The 23468-nt window shown below is 65.7% G+C and carries 19 protein-coding genes and 2 tRNA genes; 5 read left to right on the top strand and 16 right to left on the bottom strand.

Features of this window, described 5'->3' with window-relative positions; genetic code table 11:
* The first annotated feature begins 49 nt into the window (after nt 1-49).
* On the top strand, nt 50-1030 hold the full coding sequence (locus FJ222_02280) for a KpsF/GutQ family sugar-phosphate isomerase (GenBank protein MBM4163259.1): 981 nt from the start codon (nt 50-52) through the stop codon (nt 1028-1030).
* On the opposite strand, the gene mutS is transcribed toward FJ222_02280, so the two are convergent.
* Entirely contained in the window at nt 1027-3534 is a 2508-nt protein-coding gene (gene mutS / locus FJ222_02275; GenBank protein MBM4163258.1) for a DNA mismatch repair protein MutS, read from the bottom strand. The genes FJ222_02280 and mutS overlap by 4 nt on opposite strands.
* Before the next feature lie 295 nt (nt 3535-3829).
* Between mutS and FJ222_02270 the strand changes: the two genes are divergently transcribed.
* The gene (locus tag FJ222_02270) at nt 3830-4903 is read left to right on the top strand and encodes a radical SAM protein (protein ID MBM4163257.1); all 1074 of its coding nucleotides are present in this window, start codon (nt 3830-3832) and stop codon (nt 4901-4903) included.
* Between the two features lie 2 nt (nt 4904-4905).
* Here the strand turns inward: FJ222_02270 and FJ222_02265 are convergent, their stop codons facing one another.
* From FJ222_02265 to FJ222_02230, 8 genes are all read right to left on the bottom strand, one after another.
* Nucleotides 4906-6129 (bottom strand): hypothetical protein, encoded by a 1224-nt coding sequence (locus FJ222_02265; protein MBM4163256.1) that lies wholly within the window; start codon nt 6127-6129, stop codon nt 4906-4908.
* Complete coding sequence (locus tag FJ222_02260) at nt 6111-6752, bottom strand: sigma-70 family RNA polymerase sigma factor (protein MBM4163255.1); 642 nt, start codon at nt 6750-6752, stop codon at nt 6111-6113. Before FJ222_02260 ends, FJ222_02265 begins: the two co-directional genes overlap by 19 nt.
* A 24-nt stretch (nt 6753-6776) precedes the next feature.
* Nucleotides 6777-8018, bottom strand: coding sequence for an argininosuccinate synthase (argG, locus tag FJ222_02255; protein MBM4163254.1), 1242 nt, complete (start codon nt 8016-8018; stop codon nt 6777-6779).
* Between the two features lie 15 nt (nt 8019-8033).
* Complete coding sequence (locus FJ222_02250; protein MBM4163253.1) at nt 8034-9230, bottom strand: aspartate aminotransferase family protein; 1197 nt, start codon at nt 9228-9230, stop codon at nt 8034-8036.
* Nucleotides 9223-10101 (bottom strand): acetylglutamate kinase, encoded by an 879-nt coding sequence (gene argB, locus FJ222_02245; GenBank protein MBM4163252.1) that lies wholly within the window; start codon nt 10099-10101, stop codon nt 9223-9225. Before argB ends, FJ222_02250 begins: the two co-directional genes overlap by 8 nt.
* A gap of 34 nt (nt 10102-10135) precedes the next feature.
* Complete coding sequence (argJ, locus tag FJ222_02240) at nt 10136-11350, bottom strand: bifunctional glutamate N-acetyltransferase/amino-acid acetyltransferase ArgJ (protein ID MBM4163251.1); 1215 nt, start codon at nt 11348-11350, stop codon at nt 10136-10138.
* Between the two features lie 96 nt (nt 11351-11446).
* Nucleotides 11447-11956 carry a hypothetical protein gene (locus FJ222_02235; protein MBM4163250.1) on the bottom strand — a complete coding sequence of 170 codons (510 nt, stop codon included), beginning with the start codon at nt 11954-11956 and terminating at the stop codon, nt 11447-11449.
* The gene (locus FJ222_02230; protein ID MBM4163249.1) at nt 11953-12966 is read right to left on the bottom strand and encodes a hypothetical protein; all 1014 of its coding nucleotides are present in this window, start codon (nt 12964-12966) and stop codon (nt 11953-11955) included. Before FJ222_02230 ends, FJ222_02235 begins: the two co-directional genes overlap by 4 nt.
* 144 nt (nt 12967-13110) lie before the next feature.
* Here FJ222_02230 and FJ222_02225 point away from each other — a divergent pair, with 144 nt between their 5' ends.
* Entirely contained in the window at nt 13111-14688 is a 1578-nt protein-coding gene (locus FJ222_02225) for an ACT domain-containing protein (protein ID MBM4163248.1), read from the top strand.
* A gap of 276 nt (nt 14689-14964) precedes the next feature.
* On the opposite strand, the gene lpxB is transcribed toward FJ222_02225, so the two are convergent.
* The 4 genes from lpxB to FJ222_02205 form a co-directional block, all read right to left on the bottom strand.
* Nucleotides 14965-16140 (bottom strand): lipid-A-disaccharide synthase, encoded by a 1176-nt coding sequence (lpxB, locus tag FJ222_02220; protein MBM4163247.1) that lies wholly within the window; start codon nt 16138-16140, stop codon nt 14965-14967.
* A complete protein-coding gene (locus FJ222_02215; protein MBM4163246.1) occupies nt 16137-16991 on the bottom strand; it encodes an LpxI family protein in 855 nt (284 codons plus the stop codon). Before FJ222_02215 ends, lpxB begins: the two co-directional genes overlap by 4 nt.
* Before the next feature lie 17 nt (nt 16992-17008).
* A tRNA-Ser gene (locus FJ222_02210) sits at nt 17009-17096 on the bottom strand.
* Between the two features lie 19 nt (nt 17097-17115).
* Nucleotides 17116-17189 (bottom strand) — tRNA-Gly (locus FJ222_02205).
* A 266-nt stretch (nt 17190-17455) separates the two neighbouring features.
* Here FJ222_02205 and FJ222_02200 point away from each other — a divergent pair.
* Nucleotides 17456-18319: a bifunctional methionine sulfoxide reductase B/A protein gene (locus FJ222_02200; protein ID MBM4163245.1), complete on the top strand. Its 864-nt coding sequence runs from the start codon at nt 17456-17458 to the stop codon at nt 18317-18319.
* Between the two features lie 116 nt (nt 18320-18435).
* Here the strand turns inward: FJ222_02200 and FJ222_02195 are convergent, their stop codons facing one another.
* Genes FJ222_02195 through FJ222_02185 form a run of 3 tightly spaced genes read right to left on the bottom strand, consistent with a single transcriptional unit; the run spans nt 18436 to nt 22137 of the window.
* Nucleotides 18436-19857, bottom strand: a complete 1422-nt coding sequence (locus FJ222_02195; GenBank protein MBM4163244.1) for a PEGA domain-containing protein — start codon at nt 19855-19857, stop codon at nt 18436-18438.
* Between the two features lie 18 nt (nt 19858-19875).
* On the bottom strand, nt 19876-21201 hold the full coding sequence (locus tag FJ222_02190; GenBank protein ID MBM4163243.1) for an FHA domain-containing protein: 1326 nt from the start codon (nt 21199-21201) through the stop codon (nt 19876-19878).
* Between the two features lie 24 nt (nt 21202-21225).
* On the bottom strand, nt 21226-22137 hold the full coding sequence (locus FJ222_02185) for a type II secretion system F family protein (GenBank protein MBM4163242.1): 912 nt from the start codon (nt 22135-22137) through the stop codon (nt 21226-21228).
* Between the two features lie 152 nt (nt 22138-22289).
* Between FJ222_02185 and FJ222_02180 the strand changes: the two genes are divergently transcribed.
* On the top strand, nt 22290-23468 hold a 1179-nt coding region (locus FJ222_02180; protein MBM4163241.1), incomplete at its 3' end, for an alpha-L-fucosidase.

Genomic DNA, 23468 nt, shown 5'->3' with positions numbered 1-23468 from the left:
CGTTGCATGCAGGCACCCATTATACGGACTCCAGAAGGATGATTTGGGTATGACCAAGACACACTACATCACACGCGCGCAGCAGGTGCTCACAACCGAGGCCAGCGGGCTGCAACAGGCGGCCGCAGCCCTCGGCGACAGTTTCTGCGCAACGATTGACCGGCTGCTGCGCACGCTCGCCGAAGGCGGCAAGATTGTCGTGACCGGGGTCGGAAAAAACCTGCATATCGCGGAAAAGATATCCGCCACGCTGGCCAGCACGGGGTCGACCAGTGTGATGCTCAACCCCACGCAGGCGCTGCACGGGGACCTGGGCCTCATCGCGCCCAACGACATCCTGCTTGCCCTGAGTTACTCCGGCGAATCGGACGAGCTGCTCGCGCTGATTCCCGCAGTCCGCCGGCTGGGCATCCCGATCATCGCGCTGACGGGCAACCCCGGCAGCTCGCTCGCCAAGTGCGCCGATATCGTCCTGCTGGTCTGCATCGAGCGGGAGGCGTGTCCCTTCAACCTCGCGCCCACCACCTCCACCACCGCCACGCTCGCCGTGGGCGACGCCATCGCCATGGTGCTGATTGACGCCCGCGGTTTTGAGAAGAAGGATTACGCCCTGCTCCATCCTGCGGGCGCCATCGGCCGCGCCCTGCTCTATCGCGTGCGCGACATCATGCGCACGGGCGAGCGGATCGCCGTCCTCGCCCCCGACAAGACCGTTCAGGACGCGATCATGGCGATGACCGGCGCCAAATGCGGCTCGGCCTGCATCGCCACGCCGGACGGGCTTCTGGCCGGCATCTTCACCGACGGCGATCTGCGTCGGCTGCTGGCGTCCAACCCCGGCGTCCTTGCCCAGGAATTGCGCACGGTGATGACCGCCAACCCCATCCACGTCCGCGCGGACCAGCTCGCCGTGGATGTCCTGCGCATCTTCGAAAAGTATAAGATCGACGATCTGCCCGTGGTGGATGATGCCTGTCGGCTCGTCGGCTGCGTGGATATTCAGGATCTGCCGCGGGTGAAGCTGATTTAAAGCTCGAACAGCGTCATCTGTCCCGGCAGTTCGTTCTCCTTGCGGCGCGCGGTCTTGGCCAGCTTGGGCAGCCCCGCCTCGATCTCGCCCTCCTCGAGGTTGGCCAGTATCTCCCGCGCCCGCTCGACGACGTCGCCGGGCATGCCGGCGAGCCGCGCCACGTGGATGCCGTAGCTTTTGTCGGCCGCCCCCGGCACAATCTTCCGCAAAAAGACGATGCCGTCGCCATGCTCGCGCACCTGGACGGTGTAGTTCTTGACGCCTGTGAGGGTGAGCGCGAGATCGGTCAGCTCGTGGTAGTGGGTCGCGAACAGCGTCTTGGCCTTGACCTGAGGCGTGTTGTGGAGATATTCGGCCACCGCCCAGGCGATGCTGATGCCGTCGAAGGTGCTGGTGCCGCGGCCGATCTCGTCGAGCACGATCAAGCTGTGAGACGTGGCGTTGTTGAGGATGTTGGCCGCCTCCTGCATCTCCACCATGAAGGTGCTTCGGCCCCGGGCGAGGTCGTCGCCCGCCCCGACGCGTGTGAAGATGCGGTCCAGCAGGCTGATGCGCGCCTCGCGCGCGGGAACGAACGATCCGGCATGGGCCATCACCGCGATCAGCGCGACCTGCCGGATGTAGGTGGACTTGCCCGCCATGTTGGGCCCGGTGATCACGGCCACCTGGTTGCGGCGCCCGTCCAACCGGGTGTCGTTGGGGACAAACCGTTCGGAGCCGGGCAGTTGCTCGATCACGGGGTGGCGCCCCTCGCGGATCACCAACTCGTCGCCCGCATGCACCTGCGGGCGCGCGTAGTCCAGCGCCAGCGCACGATCGGCCAGCGAGGCCAGCGCGTCGAGCTGCGCGATGGCGTCGGCGGTCTGTTGGATGGCGGCCGTCTGCTCCACCGTCCGGTCGCGCAGGGTGCAGAAGATTTCGTACTCCATCGCCTGCGCCCGGTCTTGCGCCCCGAAGATCTTCTGCTCGTAAACCTTCAAATCGGGGGTGATGAACCGCTCGGCGCCGACGAGCGTCTGCCGCCGCTCGTATTCGGGCGGAACGGCGCCGGCCTGCCCTTTCGAGACTTCGATGTAGTACCCGAAGACTTTGTTATGACGCACTTTGAGGGTCTTGATTCCGGTGCGTTCCTGCTCCTGAGCCTGATACCGGGCGAGCCAGGCGTGCCCGTCGCTGGCCATCCGGCGGAGCTCGTCGAGATCGGGGCAGTATCCCTCGCGGATGAGTCCGCCATCCCGGAGGCTGATCGGCGGTGTCTCGGCGATGGCGCGTCCGATTAGATCAACCAGGTCGGGCAGCGGATGGAGCTCCGCCGCCGCCGCCGCGAGGAGCCCGTCGCCAGCGCCTGCCGCACATTCACGCAGGCCGGGCACGGGCAGCAGCGACGCGCCCAGCGCCTGCAGGTCGCGCGCGTTGCCGCGCCCCGCGCCGATACGGGCGATCAGCCGTTCCAGATCGCGCACCGCCGCCAGCCGTCCGCGCAACCCGTTCAACAGGGGGCGGTCTTTCATCAGGCGCTCCACCGCGTCGAGCCGGGCGTTGATGGACGCGATCCGCCGCAAGGGGCGGGTCAGCCAGGCCCTCAGGAGACGAGCGCCCATCGGCGTGCGGGTGTTGTCGAGCACACCGAGCAGCGTCGCCTGGGCCGATCGGCCCCGGCAGGGGAGGATGTCGAGGTTGGAACAGGTGGCCTCGTCAAGAAGGAGGAAGTCCTCGCCGTGGCGCACCTGGAGCCGACGGACATGCCCCACACGGTGGTGCAATTCGTCGACCACGTAATGCAGCAACGCGCCAGCCGCGCCCACGAGTAGGGGGGCGCCTTCGCAGCCGAATCCATCGAGCGAATGCACGGCGAAATGGCGGACCAGCCGATCATACGCCGCGTCATATTCAAACGTCCAGTCGTCCCCCTCGGTTACCGCCGCCGCGCCGCAGTCGGCGAGCGCCCCGGCCAACGCCGCGCCACGCCGGGCTTCGGCGCCCACGAGCAATTCACTGGGCGCATGCCGCCGCAGGTTTTCGCGCAGGGCCTCGGTGCCGGGAACCGCCTCGACGGTGAAGACGCCGGTGGAAAGGTCAAAGAGCGCCATGCCGAAACCGCTGGGTCCGACGGAGACGGCGGCGAGGTAGTTGTTGCGCGTGGCGTCGAGAATCGCGTCCTCGGTCACCGTGCCGGGGGTGACGACGCGCGTCACCTCGCGCCGCACGATCCCCTTCGCGGCGGCGGGGTCCTCCATCTGGTCGCAGACTGCGGCCTTCACGCCAGCCCGGATCAGCTTGGCCAGGTAGCCGTCAAGCGCATGATAAGGCACCCCGCACATCGGCGTGCCGCCCCGCTGCGTCAGCGCCACGCCCAGGATCGGCGCGGCGCGGCGCGCGTCCTCAAAGAACATCTCGTAAAAATCGCCGAGCCGGAAGAGGAGCACAACCCCTTCCGGCAACTCGCCCTTGATCCGCCGGTATTGCCGCATCATCGGCGTCAGATCGTCCTGCCCCGCAGCCATTCCTTTGCGCCTCCCCGTCCGCACGAGCCGTGTGCAGGCCGCAGTTTACAATGCGAGCCGCTTCTGTGACAAGACAGCAATTCAGGTTACTTCTCTCTTAGCAATGTCCATATTATCAGGAAAGGGTGACAAACGTTTCAGAATATGCGACTATTGCGCCGTTTATGTCGGGCGCGGTATAGTGCCGCGCAACAGACGATGGGGCGCAGCCCCGAACATCACACAAAAGCCGCGCCAGAGGGTTCAGGCGACGCGGTAACCCACGCGCCTGAACCCTCGTCAGGGATAACAGGAAATGATTCCCATGACGGCCGATGCGCAAAGCACGGAATATCCCGTCACGGCCCTGACGGCGCGGGAGCTGGTTGACCGGTTCGGTACGCTCGGCATGACGCCGCGCTTGGCGCGCAAGCTCCAATCGTCTGCCTTGCGGCAGGGTGCATGGCCCGAGGATGACTCCACGATTTCACAGCGCTGGCTTGGCGAGATCCGACGCCACCTCTGCATCCCCCGTCTGACGCTTGTCGACCGCCGGGTGTCGGCCGTCGATGGTTTTTGCAAGTACCTCTTTGCCGCCGCCGACGGCGCGCGTTTCGAGGCGGTGCTCATTCCTCTCGCTCACCGGCCCGGCGCCGCCAAGGCCGTCGTCTGCGTCAGTTCGCAGTCGGGCTGCGCGATGGGCTGCGCCTTTTGCGCGACGGGCCGGATCGGCTTCGCGCGCAATCTGGAACCATGGGAGATCGTCGCCCAGGTTGCCCAGATCCGGCGCGACACGTCCCTGCCCGTGCGGGGCGTCGTCTTCATGGGCATGGGGGAGCCGCTCCTGAACATCGATGCTGTCCTGCAGGCGGCGCGCGTTTTTTCAGAACCCTCGGGCCTCGCCATCGCCGCCAAGGCCATCACCCTCTCCACCGTCGGCATCGTCCCGGGCATCCGCCGGCTCGCGCGCGAGCCGCACGCCTTCAAACTGGTCGTTTCCCTCACCTCGGCCGATGCCGCCAAGCGGCGCACCCTCATGCCGGTCGAGGCGGTCCACCCGTCCGGCGACCTGCGCGCCGCGCTTGCCGAGTACCACGCCGCGACCGGCCGACGCATCACGCTCGCCTGGATCCTCATCTCCGGCTTCAACACCGCCGCCGATGACGCGCGAGCGCTCGCCGACTGGGTGGGCGACCTCCCGGTGCAAATCGATTTGATCGATGTGAACGATGACACCGGCGCTTTTCGTCCGCCGGATGACGCCGAGCGCAATGCGTTTCGCGACGCCCTGCGCCTTCATCTCGCCGCCCCCGTCATCCGGCGCTACAGCGGCGGCAAGGACATCTACGCCGCCTGCGGCATGCTCGCCGCCGACATGCCCCATGAATGACGTCACGTCTCGGGTGGCGGAAGGATAATGGAGACCCAGACCCGGCCGGACTCGGAGGCCGGTGTCGCCTGGGCGTCCTTTTCGGACGGCTCGACCGGACGGAAGGTGACGGTTCCGGCGACCTTGAGATCGGCCAGCAGCCGGTCGTAATCGGCTGCGTTGATCCAGCCCGAAAGGCCGGCGGTGTCGGCTTTGGCTTTATCCGACGAGGTCACCCGGCTGGCGGCAGCCGTATAGCCTTCCTTCATTTCCCGGGTCTTCGCACGCACGACGTAGCGTGCCAGAATCTGGCGGGCGGCTGCGGGATCGCCGCCGGTCAGGACGATCTCCCGCTGGAGCGGATGCACGTCGGTTGCCATGCGGGACGCGAGGGGTGCCTTCGCCACGCGCTTGGCGACAGACGGCGCTGCGGCCGCATCCAGAGTCACGCCGTCATCGGAAGCGTCGGCTCCTGCCTCAAATGCCACGGCTCGTTCCTCCGCCGCCGCGACTGGTTCGGTGACGGCTTCAGGCATCCGTTGTGCCCGCGCTGCGAAGGTAACGACGGACGGCTCCTCGCGTTCAAGCGATGCGTCCCCGATGCTCAGCCCGGGAGGCTGTCGCTTTTCGTCGGCCGACGGGTCGCTGGATTCGCGCTTCTCCCAGATCCCATCGCGTCTTTGCAGGGAATGGCGTTCCTCCGCTTGAGCGGCGGGCATTTTTTCGAGGCGATTACCGCCGACTGGGGCAATCACCGTCACCGGGGCATCTGCAGGGCGTGGTGCCAGGTCCTGATCTTTGCCGACAACAGTGGGGGGGGGCACCTTCATCGCGTCAGCCAGCGTGTCGACGGCCGGTGCATCGACCTGTCTGCAGGCAGCAGACACGCATTCTTCAGGGGTGACCGGGCTGATAGTCAGGTTCCGCCAGCCATAGAACCCCACCAGGATGACCACCGATGCCGCCAGGGCAACGCGTATCTGCGGTCGATTGAGCACACGCCAAAACACCGCCAGACGTGTCGGCCGGGAAGCGGCGAGGCCTTGGCGGACCGAGTCTACAAGGTCGACGGGCGGGGCGAGCGGCGTCAAGCTGCGGATGAGCGCCACCGTCTGCCGCAGATCGTTCCACTCGCGGCGGCAGGCTTCGCAACCGGCCAGATGCGCGTTCAGATCCCGGACGCGCGCGGCATCCAGACGGCCATCGAGATGGTCGCTCATCCACGCTTTTATCCGTTCACACGGCATAGCAGACCCTCCCGTAACAGCTCATCCCTGACCTTGGCGCGGGCGCGCGAGAGGCGTGACTTGACGGTGCCGGTCTGGCAGCCCGTCGCCTCGGCGATTTCCTCATAGCTCAGACCCTGGATATCGCGCATGACGATTACCTCTCGGAAATCCTCTGGAAGTGTCGCGATGGCGCGGCCCACGATCTCCTGGGTCTCGTGACGAACAAGCTCGGTTTCAGGTCGGTCGCCGGCGTCCACCGGTTCATGGCGAGGGGAAGGGGCATCCGCCCCCTCAGGCACGGCATCCAGCGAGGTTGCCTCAAAGAAGCCGATGCGCCTCAGGCGCTGCCGCCGGCTCCGGCAGGTGTTGATGGCGAGCGCCTGGAGCCAGGTGGAGAACCGCGACCGGCCTTTGAACGACCGGATGGCACGACAGACCTTGATAAAGATCTCCTGGGTCAGGTCGCACGCCTCTTCGCGCTGGTTCACCATGCGGTAAGCCAGGTTGAAAATGGGCGTTTGGTACGTGCGCACCAGTTCGTCGACGGCTTCCATGCTCCCCTCCTGAGCCTTGTGCACGAGGTCATTCACGCGGGCCTCCTCGGTTGCGCGTTCCTGACTCTGCTCACGGGGGTTAGACATGTCGGCGTCCCGAAATGTTCCCGGTTACAGCCGAATCTGCCGGGCCACTGCCATCATGCGGGCTTCGACGCTCTGAATTTCGGCAAAGCCCTGGGAGCTGACCGGATTGAGGCCGTTGCTGGCCTCCATCGAGGAATCGGCCTCGTTGTAGAGCGAGGCGGGGCAGTCGCTGAGCGCGTGAAAGAAGATGTTTCCCTTGTAGAGCGAAACGGTCACCGTGCCGCTGGCGGGACGGGCAAAGACCCGAATCGCGGCGCGCGCGGCCTGGGTCATCGGGTCGTAGTAGCGGCCGTCGTAGATCTGGTCGGCCACGAGCTTGGAGAGCTGCTGGAACAGCGCGGTCGCGCGGCGGTCGAGGACCGCCTGATAGAGAAAGCGCAGGGCGGCGCCGAGCAGCTCCATGCCGGGCGCCTCGTAGACGCCGCGGCTCTTGGTGCCGATGATCCTGTTTTCGAGAGCGTGCTTCATGCCGATGCCGTTGCGGCCGCCGAGGGTGTTGGCCAGCATCATGGCGCGCACGGGATCGACGGCCTTGCCGTTGATCGCCACGGCGCGCCCCTTCTCAAAGCGGATGGCGACCTTTTCGGGCTTGTCCGGCGCCTGCATCGGCCACACGCCCATGGTCGGCGTGACGATCATCATCGGCGTCTCGATACTCTCGAGGTCCTCCGCCTCGTGCGACAGGCCCGCCAGATTGCCGTCGGTCGAATACTTCTTGTCCTTCTTGCCTGCCGGCGCGGAGATGCCGAAGCTCGCGAGGTAGGCGGCCATTTGCGTTCGTCCCGGAAACCGCTCCAGCAGCTCGGGGTCGCGCCAGGGGGCGTAGACCTTCATCTTCGGCGCAAGGACATTGGTGTAGCGTTCGAAGCGCATCTGGTCGTTGCCGCGGCCGGTCGCTCCGTGCGACAGCACCGTGCATCCCTTCTTGCGCATGGCGCCGATGAGGCCCCGGGCCGTCACGGCCCGGCCGATGCCGGTCGAGTTCCAGTAGCCGCCGTCGTACATGGCCTGAGCCTCGATCACTTCAAAGCAGGCTTCGCCCATCTCCCGCTTGAGATCCACCAGGATCGTGTCGACGCCGCACGGTTTCATCCGTTTGCGGATGTCGGCGATGTCCACCTCGTCGGGCTGTCCCAGATCGGCAGTGAACGCGACAACGTCCACGCCGTTTTCGGTGAGCACCTTGGCGATCGTGCGGCTGTCGAGTCCGCCCGACACGCAGGCTCCCACTTTCTCGTGTTTCAGGTCTTGCAGGGTGAGCGCCATGATTGTGCCTTTCGCTTACGATTCCGGGTTATAAACCTGTTCCAGGGCGTCGCCGACCATTTCCAGCGCCTCTTCCAGCTCGTCGTCCTTGACATTGAGCGGGGGGAGGAATCGGACCACGTTCTCGCCCGCGACACAGCAGAGCAGACCCATTTCGCGGCAGGCGGTGACGATATCCTTGGCTGGACCCTCTACGACCAGGCCGATCATCAGGCCTTCGCCGCGGACCTCGATCACCTTCTCATACTTGTCGACCAGGGCCTGCAGACCCTCGCGGAAAAGGACGCCCGCCTCACCCGCGCGCTTGACCAGCCCCTCCTCATCGATCACGTCAATCACGGCCAGGGCCGTTGCGCAGGCCAGCGGGTTACCGCCAAAGGTTGATGCGTGGTTGCCCGGATGGAACACATCGGAGAGGTTCGGCGCGGCGATCAGCGCGCCCATCGGGACGCCGCCTGCGAGACTCTTGGCGAGCGTGAAAGCGTCAGGCTTGATGCCGTATTTCTGCCAGCCGAACCAGTGGCCGGTCCGGCCCATGCCGCACTGAATGTCGTCGCACAGCATGAGCAGCCCCTTCTCATCGCACAGCTTGCGCACGCCCGTCATGAATTCCTGGGTCGCGGGTATCACGCCGCCTTCGCCCTGCACGGCTTCGACCATCACCGCGACGGTGCGCGCGTTGACCAGTCCGCGCACCGATTCGAGATCGTTGAACGCCGCATGGGCAAAGCCGAGCGGGAGGGGGTCAAAGCCCTTCTGCACCTTGCTCTGGCCCGTTGCCGCGCACATCGCCAGCGTCCGGCCGTGGAACGAATTGCGCATGGTGATCACTTCATATTTGCCCGTCTCGTGACCCCACAGGCGCGCCAGCTTGACCATCGCTTCGTTGGCTTCGGTGCCCGAGTTACAGAAGAAGCATTTGCCGCCCAGCGACAACTTGGAGAGCCGTTGCGCCAGCAGCGCCTGATTCGGCGTGTAAAACAGGTTCGAGCTATGAATCAGCGCACCCGCCTGATCCTGCACGGCCTTCACCACCTTGGCGTGGGTGTGGCCCACGTTGAGCACGGCGATGCCGGCCGTGAAATCGAGATAGGCCTTTCCGTCGGCGTCACGCACCTTGCAGCCGTGCCCGCTGGTCAGGGTGACCGAGGGGCTATACGTGTGCATGACATACTGGTTGAACAATGCGGCAATATCAGCGCTCTTACTCATCGGCAATGATCTCCGTTCCTACACCTGTTTTTGTGAACACTTCGAGCAGCAGCGAATGCGCCATCCGGCCGTCGATCAGGTGGACTTTACCCACCCCGGCCCGGATCGCCTCCACACAACTGTCCAACTTCGGCAGCATTCCGCCGCCCACGACACCCGCCTGTTTGAGCGCGGCCACCTCGCCGACCCGCAACGTCGTGATGAGCGATTCCGCATCCGTCACGTCCCGCAGCAAGCCCGGCACATCCGAAATAAACGCCAACTTGCGAACCTTCAGCGCCATGGCCAGAGCCGCGGCGGCCGTGTCCGCATTGATGTTGTACAACTGACCGTCGGGTCCCGTGCCAAGCGGTGTGATGACGGGGAGGAGCCCCGCATCGAGCATCTCGCGAACCGGGCGGGCGTCCACGGCGACCGGGCTGCCCACATAGCCCCAGTCGAGCGATTCGCCCGTCGTCGGGTCACGGCCGGTCTTCTTCTCGGCGCGGAAGATCCAGTCGCCGTGCAGCGGCCTGGCGTTGACGCCGTGTTTTTGGAGGAGGCGCACCACCTGGGCGTTGACCTCCTGCTTGAGGACCTGCTCGACCACCCCGATGGTCGCCGCGCAGGTCACGCGCAGCCCCTGGACAAACTGCGGGGCGATCCCCGCCCGTTCCATGCCCCGCGAGATCGCCTTGCCTCCGCCATGGACCAGCACCGGCCGGATGCCGACGGTGTTCATGAAGGCAATGTCGGTGAGCAGCCGTTCAATGTTTTCGGCAGACTCCATCACGCTGCCGCCGACCTTGACGAGCACCACCCACCCCTTGAAATCCTGGATGTAGGGCATGGCCTCAATCAGCACGTTCGCTTTTTCAATATACTTCTGCATGGTTTCGGCATCCGGCCTGAGCGTGGGTCTCGGATCACGTCGTGTAATCCGCGTTGATTTTCACATAGTCATAGGAGAAGTCGCAGGTATAGATCGTGTCGGTCCCCGTGCCGAGGTTGAGATTCACCGTCACGTCAAACGCCGGATGGCGCATGACCGCCTGCAATTCCTTGAGTCGCGCGGCATCGGCCACCCGGCCGCGGTCATACGCGCAGACTTCGCCGTAGTAGATTTGCGCCTGCTGGTCGTCAACATCGGCCCCGGAATAGCCGACGGCGGCAATGACCCGTCCCCAGTTGGGGTCATTGCCGAACCAGGCGGTTTTCACCAGCGCCGACTTAGAGATGGATCGGGCCGCCTTCTGCGCGTCGCCGTCGCTCCGGGCCCCGGTTACGCGGACGGTCACAAATTTGGTCGCGCCTTCGCCGTCGAGCACGAGCTTTTTCGCCAGTTCGGTGCACACGTGCGTCAGCGCGGCGACAAACGCGCCCCAGCGCGGATGGGCCGGGTCGAGGGGGCGGTTGCCGGCCGCGCCGTTGGCGAGCGCGATCAGGGTGTCGTTGGTGCTGCGGTCGCCGTCGACTACCACCCGGTTGAAGCTCACATCCACGGCCTGGCGCAACGCCGTGTCGAGGGCGCGCGCGCCGATCGCCGCATCGGTGGTGACAAAGCCGAGGAGGGTGGCCATCAGGGGCTCGATCATTCCAGAGCCCTTGCACATGCCTCCCACAGTCACGTCGTGGCCGTCAATCTCGATTCGAACGGCCACCTGCTTGTCGACCGTGTCGGTGGTGAGGATCGCGTGCGCGGCATCATCCCCGCCCGTCGGACTCAACGCCGCGGCGGCTCGAACCGCGCCGGCGCGGATGCGGGCCATCGGCAGCGTGACGCCGATCACGCCCGTCGAGCAGACCAGCACCAGCCGCTCGTCGATGCCCAGCGCCCCAGCCACAGCCGCGGCCATTTCGCGCGCGTCGGCCATCCCCTGTTCGCCGGTGCAGGCGTTGGCGCAGCCGCTGTTGATCGCCACAGCCCGGGCCTGGCCCGCCGCGACGCGCTCGCGATCCAGTTGCACCGGGGCTGCGGCCACCCGGTTGGTCGTGAACACGGCCGCAACCGCGGCCGGCGTGTCCGAGACCAGCAAGGCGAAATCCTTCCGATTCGGATATTTGATCGCGGCTTCGACCCCCGCCGCGCGGAAACCCCGCGCCGCAGTGACCCCGCCTGTTATAGGTGCTAGTGGTTCCATAAGTCAGCCTTCAACGCCGATGCCCGATGCCTGGGCCAGAAATGAGCCGGTAGTGTGTCAAATGCGCGGCACGAAAGTCGATGAAAAACGCACGCATTACTCGCTGCAGCGGGTGACGGCCTCCAGGAGGATAGAACGGGCCAGGCTTTGCGCGGCGCGGTGCAGGGCCGAAGCTTTGGCGGTCTGTAGGTCAGCCCCAGCCGCAACGGTCGTCTCGGACGTCTGCGTGAAAGCGGTCACGACAACGGCGCCGGTGGTGGCGTCGACAAGGGTCACCTGAGCCGTGAGCGTGGCGCGGTATTCGACCGGCGTGCTGCTGGTATTCTGCTCATAGCGGATCGGCTTGAGGGTGTAGCCCGTGACCGTTCCCGTGAGGGTAAGCGCCGCGCGATCAGCGGGGGTCAGCGTGAACGAGCCTTCGCGGATGATTTCGCGGCGGAGCGCCTCAGTCACCACGGCCTCGGCCTCGGCTTGGTTGACGGCATTGGCAAAGACCGGCACGGCGAGCCGACGGCGGCTCTCCGGGACGGGGTTGCCGAAACGGTAGGACGCGCAACCGGCGGAGATGCAGCCGGCCAGAATCGTGAGCAGTACGGCATTCTTCATGGTGTTACTCCTGTGGGGGTTGAGAGGGATGCATCGGCCGTCGCGCCCTCCAGCTCGCGGATGCGGCTGCGGACGGTCTCGGCGTGGGGGGAGTCGGGATAGACGCGGAGAAATTCGCGGTAGGCGGTGAGCGCCGCGCGCGGCTGCTTGCGCTTGCCATCGTAAAACGCCGCCCGCGCGTAGGTGCGGTTCATCGCCGCGTCGCTCAAATCGGCCCGCCAAGAGGCGAGTTCGTCGCGGTTGAGGCGCGCGCCGTAGGCGTGCAGCGCGCTGTCGATGGCGGCGATCGCGCGGCGCGTCATGGCCTCGTCCATGGGATACTTCCAGGCGAGGGCTCTCCGGATGCGGATCTCCTCGGCCGCCGCAGCGAGGGCGGCTGGCGCGGCTGGGTAGCGCGTCTGAAGCTGCGCGTAGGCCTCGGCCGCCGCGAGGGGGTCGTCATCCAACTCGTGGCACAAGGCGGACTTGAGCAAGGCGTCGGGCGCGCGTTCCCAGTTGGGCGCATTGCGCACGATCTGTTCGAAGCGGATGCGGACGTCTTCCATGGTGTTCATCGCCAGTCCGAGGAAGGTTTTTTGGGGCTTGAGCAGATGATTGGCAATCTGATACTGCCGATCCAAGACGTGTTGGAAGGGAAACAGCCCGGAAAAATGGTCGATCAGGTATTGGTATTCGTCAAATGCGGCAGCGGGATTGTTGCGGGCCTCGTGGAGGCGGGCCACGGCCAACTGCGCCTGGGCCGCCTCGGGGGAATGGTGCCACGTGCGGACCAGCGCGTTTGCCGCCCGGCTTGCGGCTTTGAGCTGCTTGGCCGCCTCCAGACGCTCGACACGCTGCCACTGGGCTGCCGGGGTGCGCTCGACCGGCCGGCCAAAAAAAGACGGCTCCTTGCGGTCGATGGCCGGACCCTCGGCCGTGGCCGTCGGCAACGGATCATCGGGCAGGTTGCGCTGGGCCGCCGCAGGCTGGGCCGCCGCGAACGCCAGAATGCCCAGCAGCGTTCGCGTCACACGCGCGGACACGCGATAACTTGATATCGGTTGTGCAGAGTGGTACATTTAAGCCCTCGCTTGGATGCGGCATTCCCCGTGACACTGGGGGGTCGCGATCCGAAACCAGGTTAGGATAGCAGAAACCCAGGGGACTATAGAAGCATGAAAAAGGTACTCATTCCGACCAAGCTCGATTCGGTGGCCACCGACATCCTCAAGAACAACGGCGGCTATGCGGTGGTGCAGGACGCCAAGACGCCCATCGAGGACCTCGCCAAGGCCCATCCCGACGCCTATGCACTCATCGTCCGCAGCGAGAAGGTGACGGCCGGATTAATTGACACGCTCCCCAATCTGCGGGTGATCGTGCGGGCGGGAGCCGGTTTTGACACCATCGACACCAAACACGCCCGCAAGCGGGGCGTGGACGTGATGAACACTCCCGGCGCGAATGCCAACGCCGTGGCCGAAGAGGTGATCGCCATGATCCTCGCCGACGCCCGGTTCATCATCCCCGCCGATGCGTCGACCCGGCGTGGCGAATGGGAGAAGAAGGCGTTTATGGGACGCGAGCTCACCGGTAAGACGGTCGGTATTGTCGGCCTGGGCAACATCGGCCGGCTCGTCGCCAAGCGCCTGAAGGGCTTCGAGTGCCGCTTGCTGGGTTTCGATCCTCTGGTTCCGGGGGACCGGGTCCGTGATTATGGGATCGAGCCGGTGACGCTCGACGAGCTGTTCCGCGAATCCGACATCATTACGCTTCACATCCCGGGCGGCGAAGGGACCAAAAATCTGATCGGCCGCAACCTGCTCGCCCTCATGAAGACCGGCGCGACGCTGGTCAACTGCGCCCGCGCGGGGATCATTGACGAGGCCGCCCTTCGCGAGATCAAGGCCGCGAAGAAGCTCCGTCTGCTCAACGACGTCTATCCCAAGGATGAGGCCGGCCCCAAGCCGATCGCCGACATCGCCGACATCATGCTGCCGCACCTCGGCGCCAGCACGCACGAAGCAAACTATGTCGCTGCGGAGCGCGCCGCGCGGGAACTGATTGATCTGGACGAAAAAGGGGTGGCGACCTTCATCGTCAACCGTGACATTCCCGAGGGGCTCGACAAGACCTATTGCGAACTGGCCTACATCCTCTCGCGCGTGACCCGCGAGCTTTCCGGCCGCTCGCTGCCCATCACCATGATCGAAACGAGCTTCTACGGGCAGCTCGAACCCTATGCCAACTGGCTGCTCGTGCCGATCCTCTCCGGGATCTGGGCCGACTTCGACCGCTACAACGACTACAAGGCCGCCGCCGCGTTCATCAAGGAGATGGGGATTGATTACGTCAACCGCGCGATCGAACCGCAAAAAGGCTTCGCCAATTCCATCACCATTGACCTGATCGTCGAACAGACCGACAACCAGCTCAAGCGGACCAGCGTCCGAGGCACGGTTGCCGAGGGCGTGCTGATGGTCTCGCGGATCAACGAGTTCGACCATCTTTACTTCGTCCCCCACGGGTCCACGCTGTTCTTCCTCTATGACGACCGCCCGGGTGTGATCGCGACGATCAGCCGCACGCTCGCCGACGCCGGGTTCAACATCGAGGATATCCGCAACCCGCACGACACGCGGACCAACCGCTCGCTGGCCATCTTCAAGCTCTACCAGCCCGTTGAGGAGAAGCTGGTCGCCGAGATCGGTCGGGAAATCAAGGCCCATTCGGCGATATGCGTCACGCTCTGACCGGGAGGCTCTTGCAAAACCCCCTCTGGGGTGTTTGCAAGAGAGGAGTCAGGAGTCAGTAGTCAGAATTCAGGAGTCAGAATAATCGTACCCGTTGCCCAAAACCCAACACCCAACGGTGCAGGGGCTGCGCTCGTTGCAGGCCGTCAGGCCTGGAGCCGGGGTGCCCTCACCCCGGCCGTTGGCAATCCCATACACCTGCCGGCCTGAGGGCAGGCCGGCTCCAGGCTGACGCCGACATGGCCTGAAGTCGGCGCCATTGCGCTCTGACCGGGCCTACGCGTGTTGCAGGATGCCGAAGATGACCTCGGCGGCGCGCTCCGCGGCCCGGCCGGGGCCGAGGGTGCGGTTGACCGCGTCGTAGGCGGCGAGGGTGCGGGTGCGGGCGGCCGGGTCGGTGAGATACGGCCGGACCGCCGCCATCGCCCGTTCGGGCGTGAACGCCTCCTGCAGCAGTTCCGGCATGACGGCCTCCCGCGAGAGGCCGCATCGCTCGGCGAGGATGTTGGCCAGCCCCGCATGCCGGGTGCCGGTGACCAGCCGCCGGAAGACCCAGGCGGTGACTGGGTGCATGCGGTAGGCCAGAACGGTCGGGCAGCGCATGAGGCAGGCCTCGAGAGTGGCGGTCCCCGAGGCGACGATGGCGGCGTGCGCCTGACGAAGCACCTGGCGGGCCTGGCCGTCGACAAAGGCCAGGCGTGGCGGACGCTCTTTGGCTGCCGTGGCGACCTGCTCGGCGTAGGCGCGGATGGAGGGATTGGGTGTTGGCACCACGCACGCGCAGCCGCCGGGCAATTCGGCGTCCAGCCGGGCTGCGGCGGCGAGCATGGTCGGAAAGATACGCGCGATTTCGTTGCGGCGGCTGCCGGGGAGGAGGGCGAGACGGTGCGCGGCGTTGGCCCACGGCAGCGGGGCTTCGGGTTCGGCAAAGGTCTCCGCCGCGCGATCCACGAGCGGGTGGCCGACGAAGGTGACGGGAAGGGCCGTCCCCGCGAAGCAGGCGGGTTCGAAGGGGAGGAAGACCAGCAGGTGGTCGAAAATCCGCGCGAGCTTCGGGATGCGCGACTGGTGCCACGCCCAGACCTGCGGGCAGATCATGTGGACGGTGGGATAGCCCCGGGCATGCGCGGCGGCGGCGAAACGGGTGTTGAAGCCGGGGTAGTCCACGGTCAGCACCAGATCGGGCCTCCAGGCGTCCAACTCGGCCAGCATCCGCCGCATCATGCCGCGGAAAAACCGGATCTGCTTGAGCACCTCCACCAACCCCATCACGGCGGTCTGATCGGTGTGATAGAGCAGGACGGCGCCGGCCGCGCGCATGGCGTCGCCGCCGCAGCCGCGGAATTCGGTGGAAGCGCCGATCCGGTTTCGCAACGCCGCCATCAGGGCGGCGGCGTGCTGGTCGCCCGAAGGCTCGCCGGCGAGGATCAGAATGCGGCGGGGCGTGTTCATGGGGCGTCCCCCGTGCGCAGCGCCGGCAGTCCCGAGTCCACGGCGACGATGGCGATGTTGAGGCGATCAGCGGCGCGGATGACGGCCTCGCGGTCGAGCAAGAGCGTGCGGCCGGCCTGGAGGGCGAGGGCGGAGACGCGAGCCCTGCGGAGAATGGGGAGGGTGTCGGCGCCGATGACGGGAATGTCGAAGCGCATGTCATGGCCGGTCTTGGCGACTTTGACGACGACGGCACCCGCACCACCGAGCGTGCCGGCGCGGCGGATCGTCCGGTTGGTCCCCTCAAAGGCCTCAACGGCGAGGATCATCCCGTCCTTCACCACCACGGTCTGGCCGATGTCGAGGTCGCACACCCGCATGCCGACGTCGAGGCCGAAGCGAATGTCGTTCCATTCGCGCGGGTCGGGTTCGCGCCGGGTGAGCGTGCCCGGTTGCGGCAGGTGGGCGTCCATGAATTGCGAGGCGGGCAGGACGGTGATGGTGCGGGCGGTGAGCTGTTCGGCGAGCGCGCCGAAGATCGTGTGCGCGTTTTTGACGGTGAGCGAGCGTAGGATGGCGCGGGAGAAGGCGTCGAAGCGGGTGCAGAAGAGGGCGGCCGGGGTGATCTGGCCCGCCATCACGGCGTGGCGGATGCCGGCGCGTTCGGCCCAGTCGAGCATCCGTCCGGCCTCGCCGACGCCGAACACGGCGCAGTCATCGGCAAACGCGCGGAGTTCCCGGCAGGTCATGCCGCGCACGGCGGCTACCGTGATGCGGGCGACGCCGGCTTGCCGCGCGCTGCGGGCGAGCAGCAGGGGGTACGTTCCCCGGCCCGCGATGATCAGGAGGTGTTCGGGTAGGGTGGCGGACATAACGAGCTTCCAGGATCTGGCGGAGGGAGAGGGATTCGAACCCCCGGTACCTTGCGGCACGTCGGTTTTCAAGACCGATGCTTTAAACCACTCAGCCATCCCTCCGGAACGGTCGACGCGGGGTTGGAGCGGGTGAAGGGAATCGAACCCTCGTGGCCAGCTTGGAAGGCTGGAGTTCTACCATTGAACTACACCCGCTTCGAATGAGGTGAAAGCGTGTTAGTTATACGGAATCGCCGCCGAACCGTCAAGTCTGCAGTATGGGATACGGTTGCAATCCCCCCGCTTCTCGTTTATCCTATTGACAACAGGTTTTGTTTGTTGTTGGCGACGAGGCCTCGGTCATCGGTTCAGAGCAGGGCGGGACGGAGGATTGATCCATGCGCAACCCATTCACGCGGAGTGTCCTGTGCGGCGTGGCGGTATGGCTCGCGGCGGCGGGCGTGGTGAAAGGAGCGGACCTCATGGAAGCGGAGTGGAGGACGTTGACGGCCGAGGAGACGCGCGTGATCGTCGGCAAGGGAACGGAACCGCCGTTCTCCGGCGCGTTTGACACCCATGACGCGGCGGGCGTCTATGCGTGCCGCCGGTGCGGCGCGGCGCTTTACCGCTCCTCGGACAAATTTGACTCGGGGTGCGGCTGGCCCGCGTTTGACGCCGAGGTTCCGGGCGCGGTGAGGCGGGTGCCCGATGCGGATGGCCGACGCACCGAGATCGTCTGCGCCACGTGCGACGGCCATCTCGGCCACGTCTTCGTCGGCGAGCGGCTGACGCCGCGCAACACGCGCCACTGCGTCAATTCGCTCTCGCTGGCCTTTGTGGGCGATGCGGCGATCGAGACCGCCGGTTTTGCGCGGGCGGTTTTTGCGGGCGGCTGCTTCTGGGGCGTTGAGTATTATCTTCAACAGGCCACCGGCGTGATTCGTGTGGTGAGCGGCTACACGGGTGGGTCCGTCGAGAATCCCACCTACCAGCAGGTCTGCGCGGGAGGGACGGGCCACATCGAAGCGGTTGAGGTCTGCTATGATCCGCGCCAGACCGATTACGAGGCGCTTGCACGGCTCTTCTTCGAAATCCACGACCCGACGCAGCGCGACCGGCAGGGGCCTGACATCGGCGAGCAGTACCGCTCGGCGGTGTTTTATCGGAACGAGGCGCAGAAGAAAACCGCCGAGGCGCTGGTCGCACGGTTGCGGGAAAACCGTTTTGCTGTCGTCACCGAAATTCGGCCCGCCGCGCGGTTCTGGCCTGCGGAGGCCTACCATCAGGACTACTATTTTCAGAAGGGGACGACGCCTTACTGCCACCGTCCGGTCCGGCGGTTTTGATAGAGGAGGCTCATGCACCCCCCCTGTCATCCAAAGTGGTACGGACCTCTTTCCCGTGATTCATGGGCGGGACGCCCATGCCACACGGGGTTTTGCAAGAGCCTCAGAGGTGAACGTCACTCTTTGGGCGCGTCATCCCGAAGGCTGCCGCGCTTGCGAATGTCCTTGATCGGAATGACGGTCATCACGCCGGGCGCGGTTTCCATACACACACCCAGCTCGGTGATGGCGTCGAAGACGCCGCGATAGACGGTTCCCGAGACGGTGATCACCTCGTAATCGGGGATAAAGAGCCGATCCAGCGCGACGTGGCGCGTCAGCGTTTCGCCGCGTTTCACGGTGATCTCGATGGTTTTTTCGGCCCACCCTTTGCGGACGAGCTTGAGCGCATGGGTTCCGACGCTGAGTCCCCCGATGAGCAAGGGGTTGGACAGATTGGTGGTCTCGTCCGGGCCCGTTTTCGTCTTGCCCAAGGTCTTGCCGGCCACGAAAACTTCGACGTCGGCGGGCGTTGTGGTCAGTTGAATCAGACCGGTGTTGGAGGTGAGGCCGAACTCCTCGATCGTGTCGGATGCGCGGACGAGCTCGAGCGTGCGGGCGAGGGGATCATAGCCATCCTGTTCGACGCGGACGCGGTAGGTCCCGGGCGCGAGTTCGGGGAGGGTGAGGGGGGTGTCACCGCGGCGCTCGTTGTTGACGTACACGCGGGCGCCCGGCGGCCGGGAGGTTACGACCAGCCGGGCGGGTTTCGGCGACAGGGTGACGTTCAAGGTCTGAGTCTCGCCTGCGGCGAGCTTGACGGTCTGGCTCACCGTGATGAAGCCCTCGGCGCTGAGGTCGACAACGGCCTCGCCCTCGGGGATTCGCTCAACGACGCAGGGCGTCGTGCCACGCGGGATGCCGTTGACCGCGACCGCCGCGCCCGGCGGGTCGCTCGCGAGGGTGAGTGTGGCGGAGTCGGAACGCAGCTCGACGGCGACCTTCACGGGCGTGCGTTCCGACACGATCACCTCCCGTTCAGTCGGCTGAAACCCCGGCAGGCTAAAACGGATCCGGTGCGTGCCGGGGACCAGGGAGTTGATCAGGATCGGGGTCACACCCAAGTCGACCCCGCCGGCGGAAACGGTTGCGCCACGCGGGATGCTGTGGGCGATGAGCATGGCGACACGCGGTTCGAGGGTGACATCGAGCATGCGGCGGCCATTGGCGCCGAGCACGACCGTTTCATAGTGGTCGCGATAGCCGCGCTTGATCAGGGTCACCAAATGCTCGCCCGGGGGGAGATCCGAGACGGTCAGCGGGGTCGCACCGCGCTCCACGCGGTTGATGAGCACCCGGGCGCCATCGGGAACGGAGATGATCTGCAATTCGGCGGCGGGCGTGGCGACCGGCTCGGCGCGCTTGCCGGCGAGGGCCAGCAGGGCGGTCATGACACAGAGGACGGTCAGGCCGAAAGGCTTGCGATGCGCGGGATCGTTCAGGGGCAATCGCCCCGTCGTGGCGCTTTCCGAAGCGGATGACTGGTTTTTCAAACGCATAGTTTGTCAGGCCTCCCCTCACCGGTCCTTGCGACGCGCCTGAAGGCGCTTCTCAACGTCGAGCAACTTGCTGGAGGCCTCGCGGTGGCGGTCGTCCGACCGGTCAGGAATGAGTTCGCAGATGACGCGAAGCTGGGCGCGGGCGGCCTCCCAGTTCTCGAGATTGATGGCGCGGTCGGCGAGAAACCGGTACTCCTTGTGGCGGCGGTTCAGCTCGGCGATGGCCTCCTCTTTGCCGCTGAGGATCTCCGGAAAAAAGGCCGGTTTCGGATCGACGGTCTCCAGACAGACCTCGGCCTCTCGGAAACTGTTGATGGCCGCGGCGATGTTGCCGTAGCTCAGATCGCGCTCGTTCATCCGCTTCTGCGCGACGAGCAGCGCATCGCGGCCCAGTTCCGTGAGCTTGTCTGCGGAATATTGGAGCGCCCAGAAGCCCAACTCGCTCAAGCCGAACGTCTCCAGCTTGTCGCGCAGGCTCGCAAACGCCTCGGGGTCCTTGCGGTTGGACACCCGCACGCGGTGGACGCGGCGGCCGATGATGACGGTCAGATCCCGCGACTCGCTCTCGCCCCGGTTGATGCTGGCGGCGAGATAGGAGGGGTCGAGGGAAAGGAATCCGCTCGATACAATCGTGCGCACCCAGTCCTGAATCAGATCGGGGGCGATCGTTTTATCCTTCCGGATGGAGCGATTTTGCGAAAGATCGTCGATGCGGACAGCGAGGACGCGATCCGGCGACAGGGTGAGTTCGTAGCGAAAAATGGATTCGGGTGTCGCCTCAATCTTCTCGTAGATGATTTGCAGGGTTTCGTCTCGCGGGGGGGGCGGGAGGTTGGCTGGCTGAGAGCCCGTGTCGGGGGATGTCATGATCAGGGTTGCACCGAGGAGCAGGACGACGATGGCGGCGACGATATAGAGGATCGGCCGGAGGTTGTGGCGCGCCGCGGCGCCGGAGGAATCGGTGTTCAGGCCGAGATCAATGATCGGCGCGGCAACGGTGGTGACCGGCGCGACCGGCGCGACGGCGGGCCCCTCCGCCGTGATGCGGAGGCGGGTGTCGCCGACGGTGATGGCGTCGCCCGGAAGAAGTTGCTTGCGCGCAACCGGCAGCCCATTGACCAGCGTCTGGTTGGCGCTGTCGAGATCGATCACCCACAATGCGTCGCCGATCCGCTCGAAGCGGCAGTGGTTGCGGGAGAGGAGGGGATCGGGAATGGCGATGGGATTATCGGACGCTCGGCCGAGCGTTTGCGCGCGGCCGACGGGCAGCATGAACATTTCCCCGACCTTGCAGGGCCCGGCTTCGACGGTCAGCGCGAAGGTCTGTGGGTGGGGGTGTGTCATGGCATCACAGCGGTGTTACGGGGGTCAGAAAAGCTGCCCGCTAACCTGCGTGAGGGTGGGGCCGAGCAGGATAATGAAGACAGCGGGAAAGATAAAGAGCATCAGCGGGCCGAGCATCTTGACGGGGGCCTCGTTGGCGAGGCGTTCGGCCCGCTCGAACCGCCGCTGGCGCATCTGATCCGACTGGATGCGGAGGATGGCGCCGATGCTGACCCCCAACTCGTCGGCCTGAATGAGGGCATACGTGACCGAACGTAGGTCGCTGAGCCCCACGCGGGCGGAGAGGTTGCGCAGGGCGACGCGGCGCGGCGCCCCGAGCTGAATTTCGCGAATGACATAGATCAGCTCCTCGTTCAGAGGGTCCAGGGCACGGCGTTCGCAGTTGCGCTGCAGGGCGGTCATGAAGTCGAGTCCGGCCTCGACGGCGAGGGTCAGAAGGTCCAGCACGAACGGCAGCGCCCGTTGGATCGATCGGTGGCGGGCGGCCAGGACGCTTCTCAGCCAGAGCAGGGGATAGAGGTAGAACAGGAGGCAGCCGCCCACAGTCATGAGCGGGGCGTTGGCTGCGATTTCGGGGAAGATGCCGATCGCCAGACGCAGCAGCATGAACCACGCCGAACCGAAGACGACCGGAACCAGCAGTTTGAGGGCCAGAAACTCGGTCGGTGTGATCACCCCCTCATACCCTGCGGCGGTGAGCTTTCCCCCCAGCGTGACCCGAGCCGAAGCGAAGGCGGGCCTGGCGAAAAAGGGCTCCACATTGGGGGCGAGCGGCAGGAGCAGTCGGAACACCAGCGGGATGACGCGGCGCTGCCGCCGACCATCGGCCAGAGTCGCGTACGTGATTTGACGGGCGGCGTTCAGCGTATACCAGACCAGGCCGGCAGCGCAGCCGGCCCAGCCGAGAATCGCGGCGAACTGGAGAAGAGCGGTCATAGGTAAAAAATACCCGGATGTCACAACGGTCACAAGACGCCAGCATTGTAACAGAACCGCTTGAGGGGTCAAACACCAAAAGCGGATGATTTGCGTTCCGCTCTTGCTTTCTTGCTGTTGCGACCCCGGACGATCTCGGGTATCATGGGGGCATGAACGAAAAGACACCTGTGCCGCCCGTGTGGCGGTGGTTTGACGAATCCCGCTTTGGATTGTTCATTCAATGGGGGCCGGCGTCTGTTTACGGCCGCGGCATGCAGGCGCTGCGGCGCGAGCACATGGACCAGCAGGCGTATGCCCGGGCGGCGTGTCGGTGGAATCCGAAAAAATACGACCCCGAGGCCTGGGCTGCGGCGGCGCGCGAGGCGGGGTTGCGCTTCAGCGTGTTGACGGCGCGCAATCCGGATGGCTACTGCCTGTGGCAGACGGCGACCACCCACTATGCGGCCGGCGCCCAGACGCCCAAGCGCGATCTGTTTGGCGACTACGTGAAGGCGTTCCGGGATGCCGGGCTGCGGGTGGGCGTGGCCTACAGCTTGGCCGACTGGCGGTTGCCGGCGTTCTGGCGCGGCCCGGCCGGCGACCCGGCCGGATGGCAGGCTATCCGCGCTTGCGCACGGGACCAGCTTCGCGAGCTGCTGACGAACTACGGGCCGATTGACCTGTTATGGCTCGACGACGCTGGACCGTATGCTCAGGAGGACTGGGGAATCGCCGGGATTGTTGCGCTCGCCCGTCAGCTTCAACCCGCGATCATCATCAATAACCGGTGTGGACCGGGCGCATTCACGGGCGATTTCACGGTCATCGATCCCGGGGATCGTCCCCCCGTATCCAGCCTCTGGGCCTCCGTCCAGACGCCGACCGCTCATCATCAAGCCTGCGCCTGTGGCGAACCCTGGTGCGCATCCGATGTCCTGGTCGACCATCTGGTGACCGCCGCGAGCGGGGGCGGCAACCTCCTGCTCGCGCTGAACCCCAGGAGCAGCGGCGTGCTTCCCCTCTCGTTCCTACTGCGCATGTCGGTGGTCGGCAAATGGCTCAAAACCAACGGAGAGGCAATCTATGGCGCCGGTGCCGTGGTGACGAGAGACTATTTGCCCTACGGTCGTCTGACCCGACGGGGGCGCAATGTGTATGTGGCGATCCGCTTCTGGGACCGCAATCAGCGGCTCATTCTCAACGGATTTATGACCCCGGTCCGGCGGGCCGTGGTGGTGTCGACCGGACAGGCCCTGGAGGTCAGGCAGGAGGACGATGTGGTGGAGCTGACGGGACTGCCGCGCGCGCTCCGGACCTGGCTGTGCCCCGTGATTCGCATCGAGTGCGAC

This window comes from Lentisphaerota bacterium (genome assembly GCA_016873675.1).
Lineage (GTDB): Bacteria > Verrucomicrobiota > Kiritimatiellia > RFP12 > JAAYNR01 > VGWG01.
This window is presented reverse-complemented; position numbering and strand designations above follow the sequence as displayed.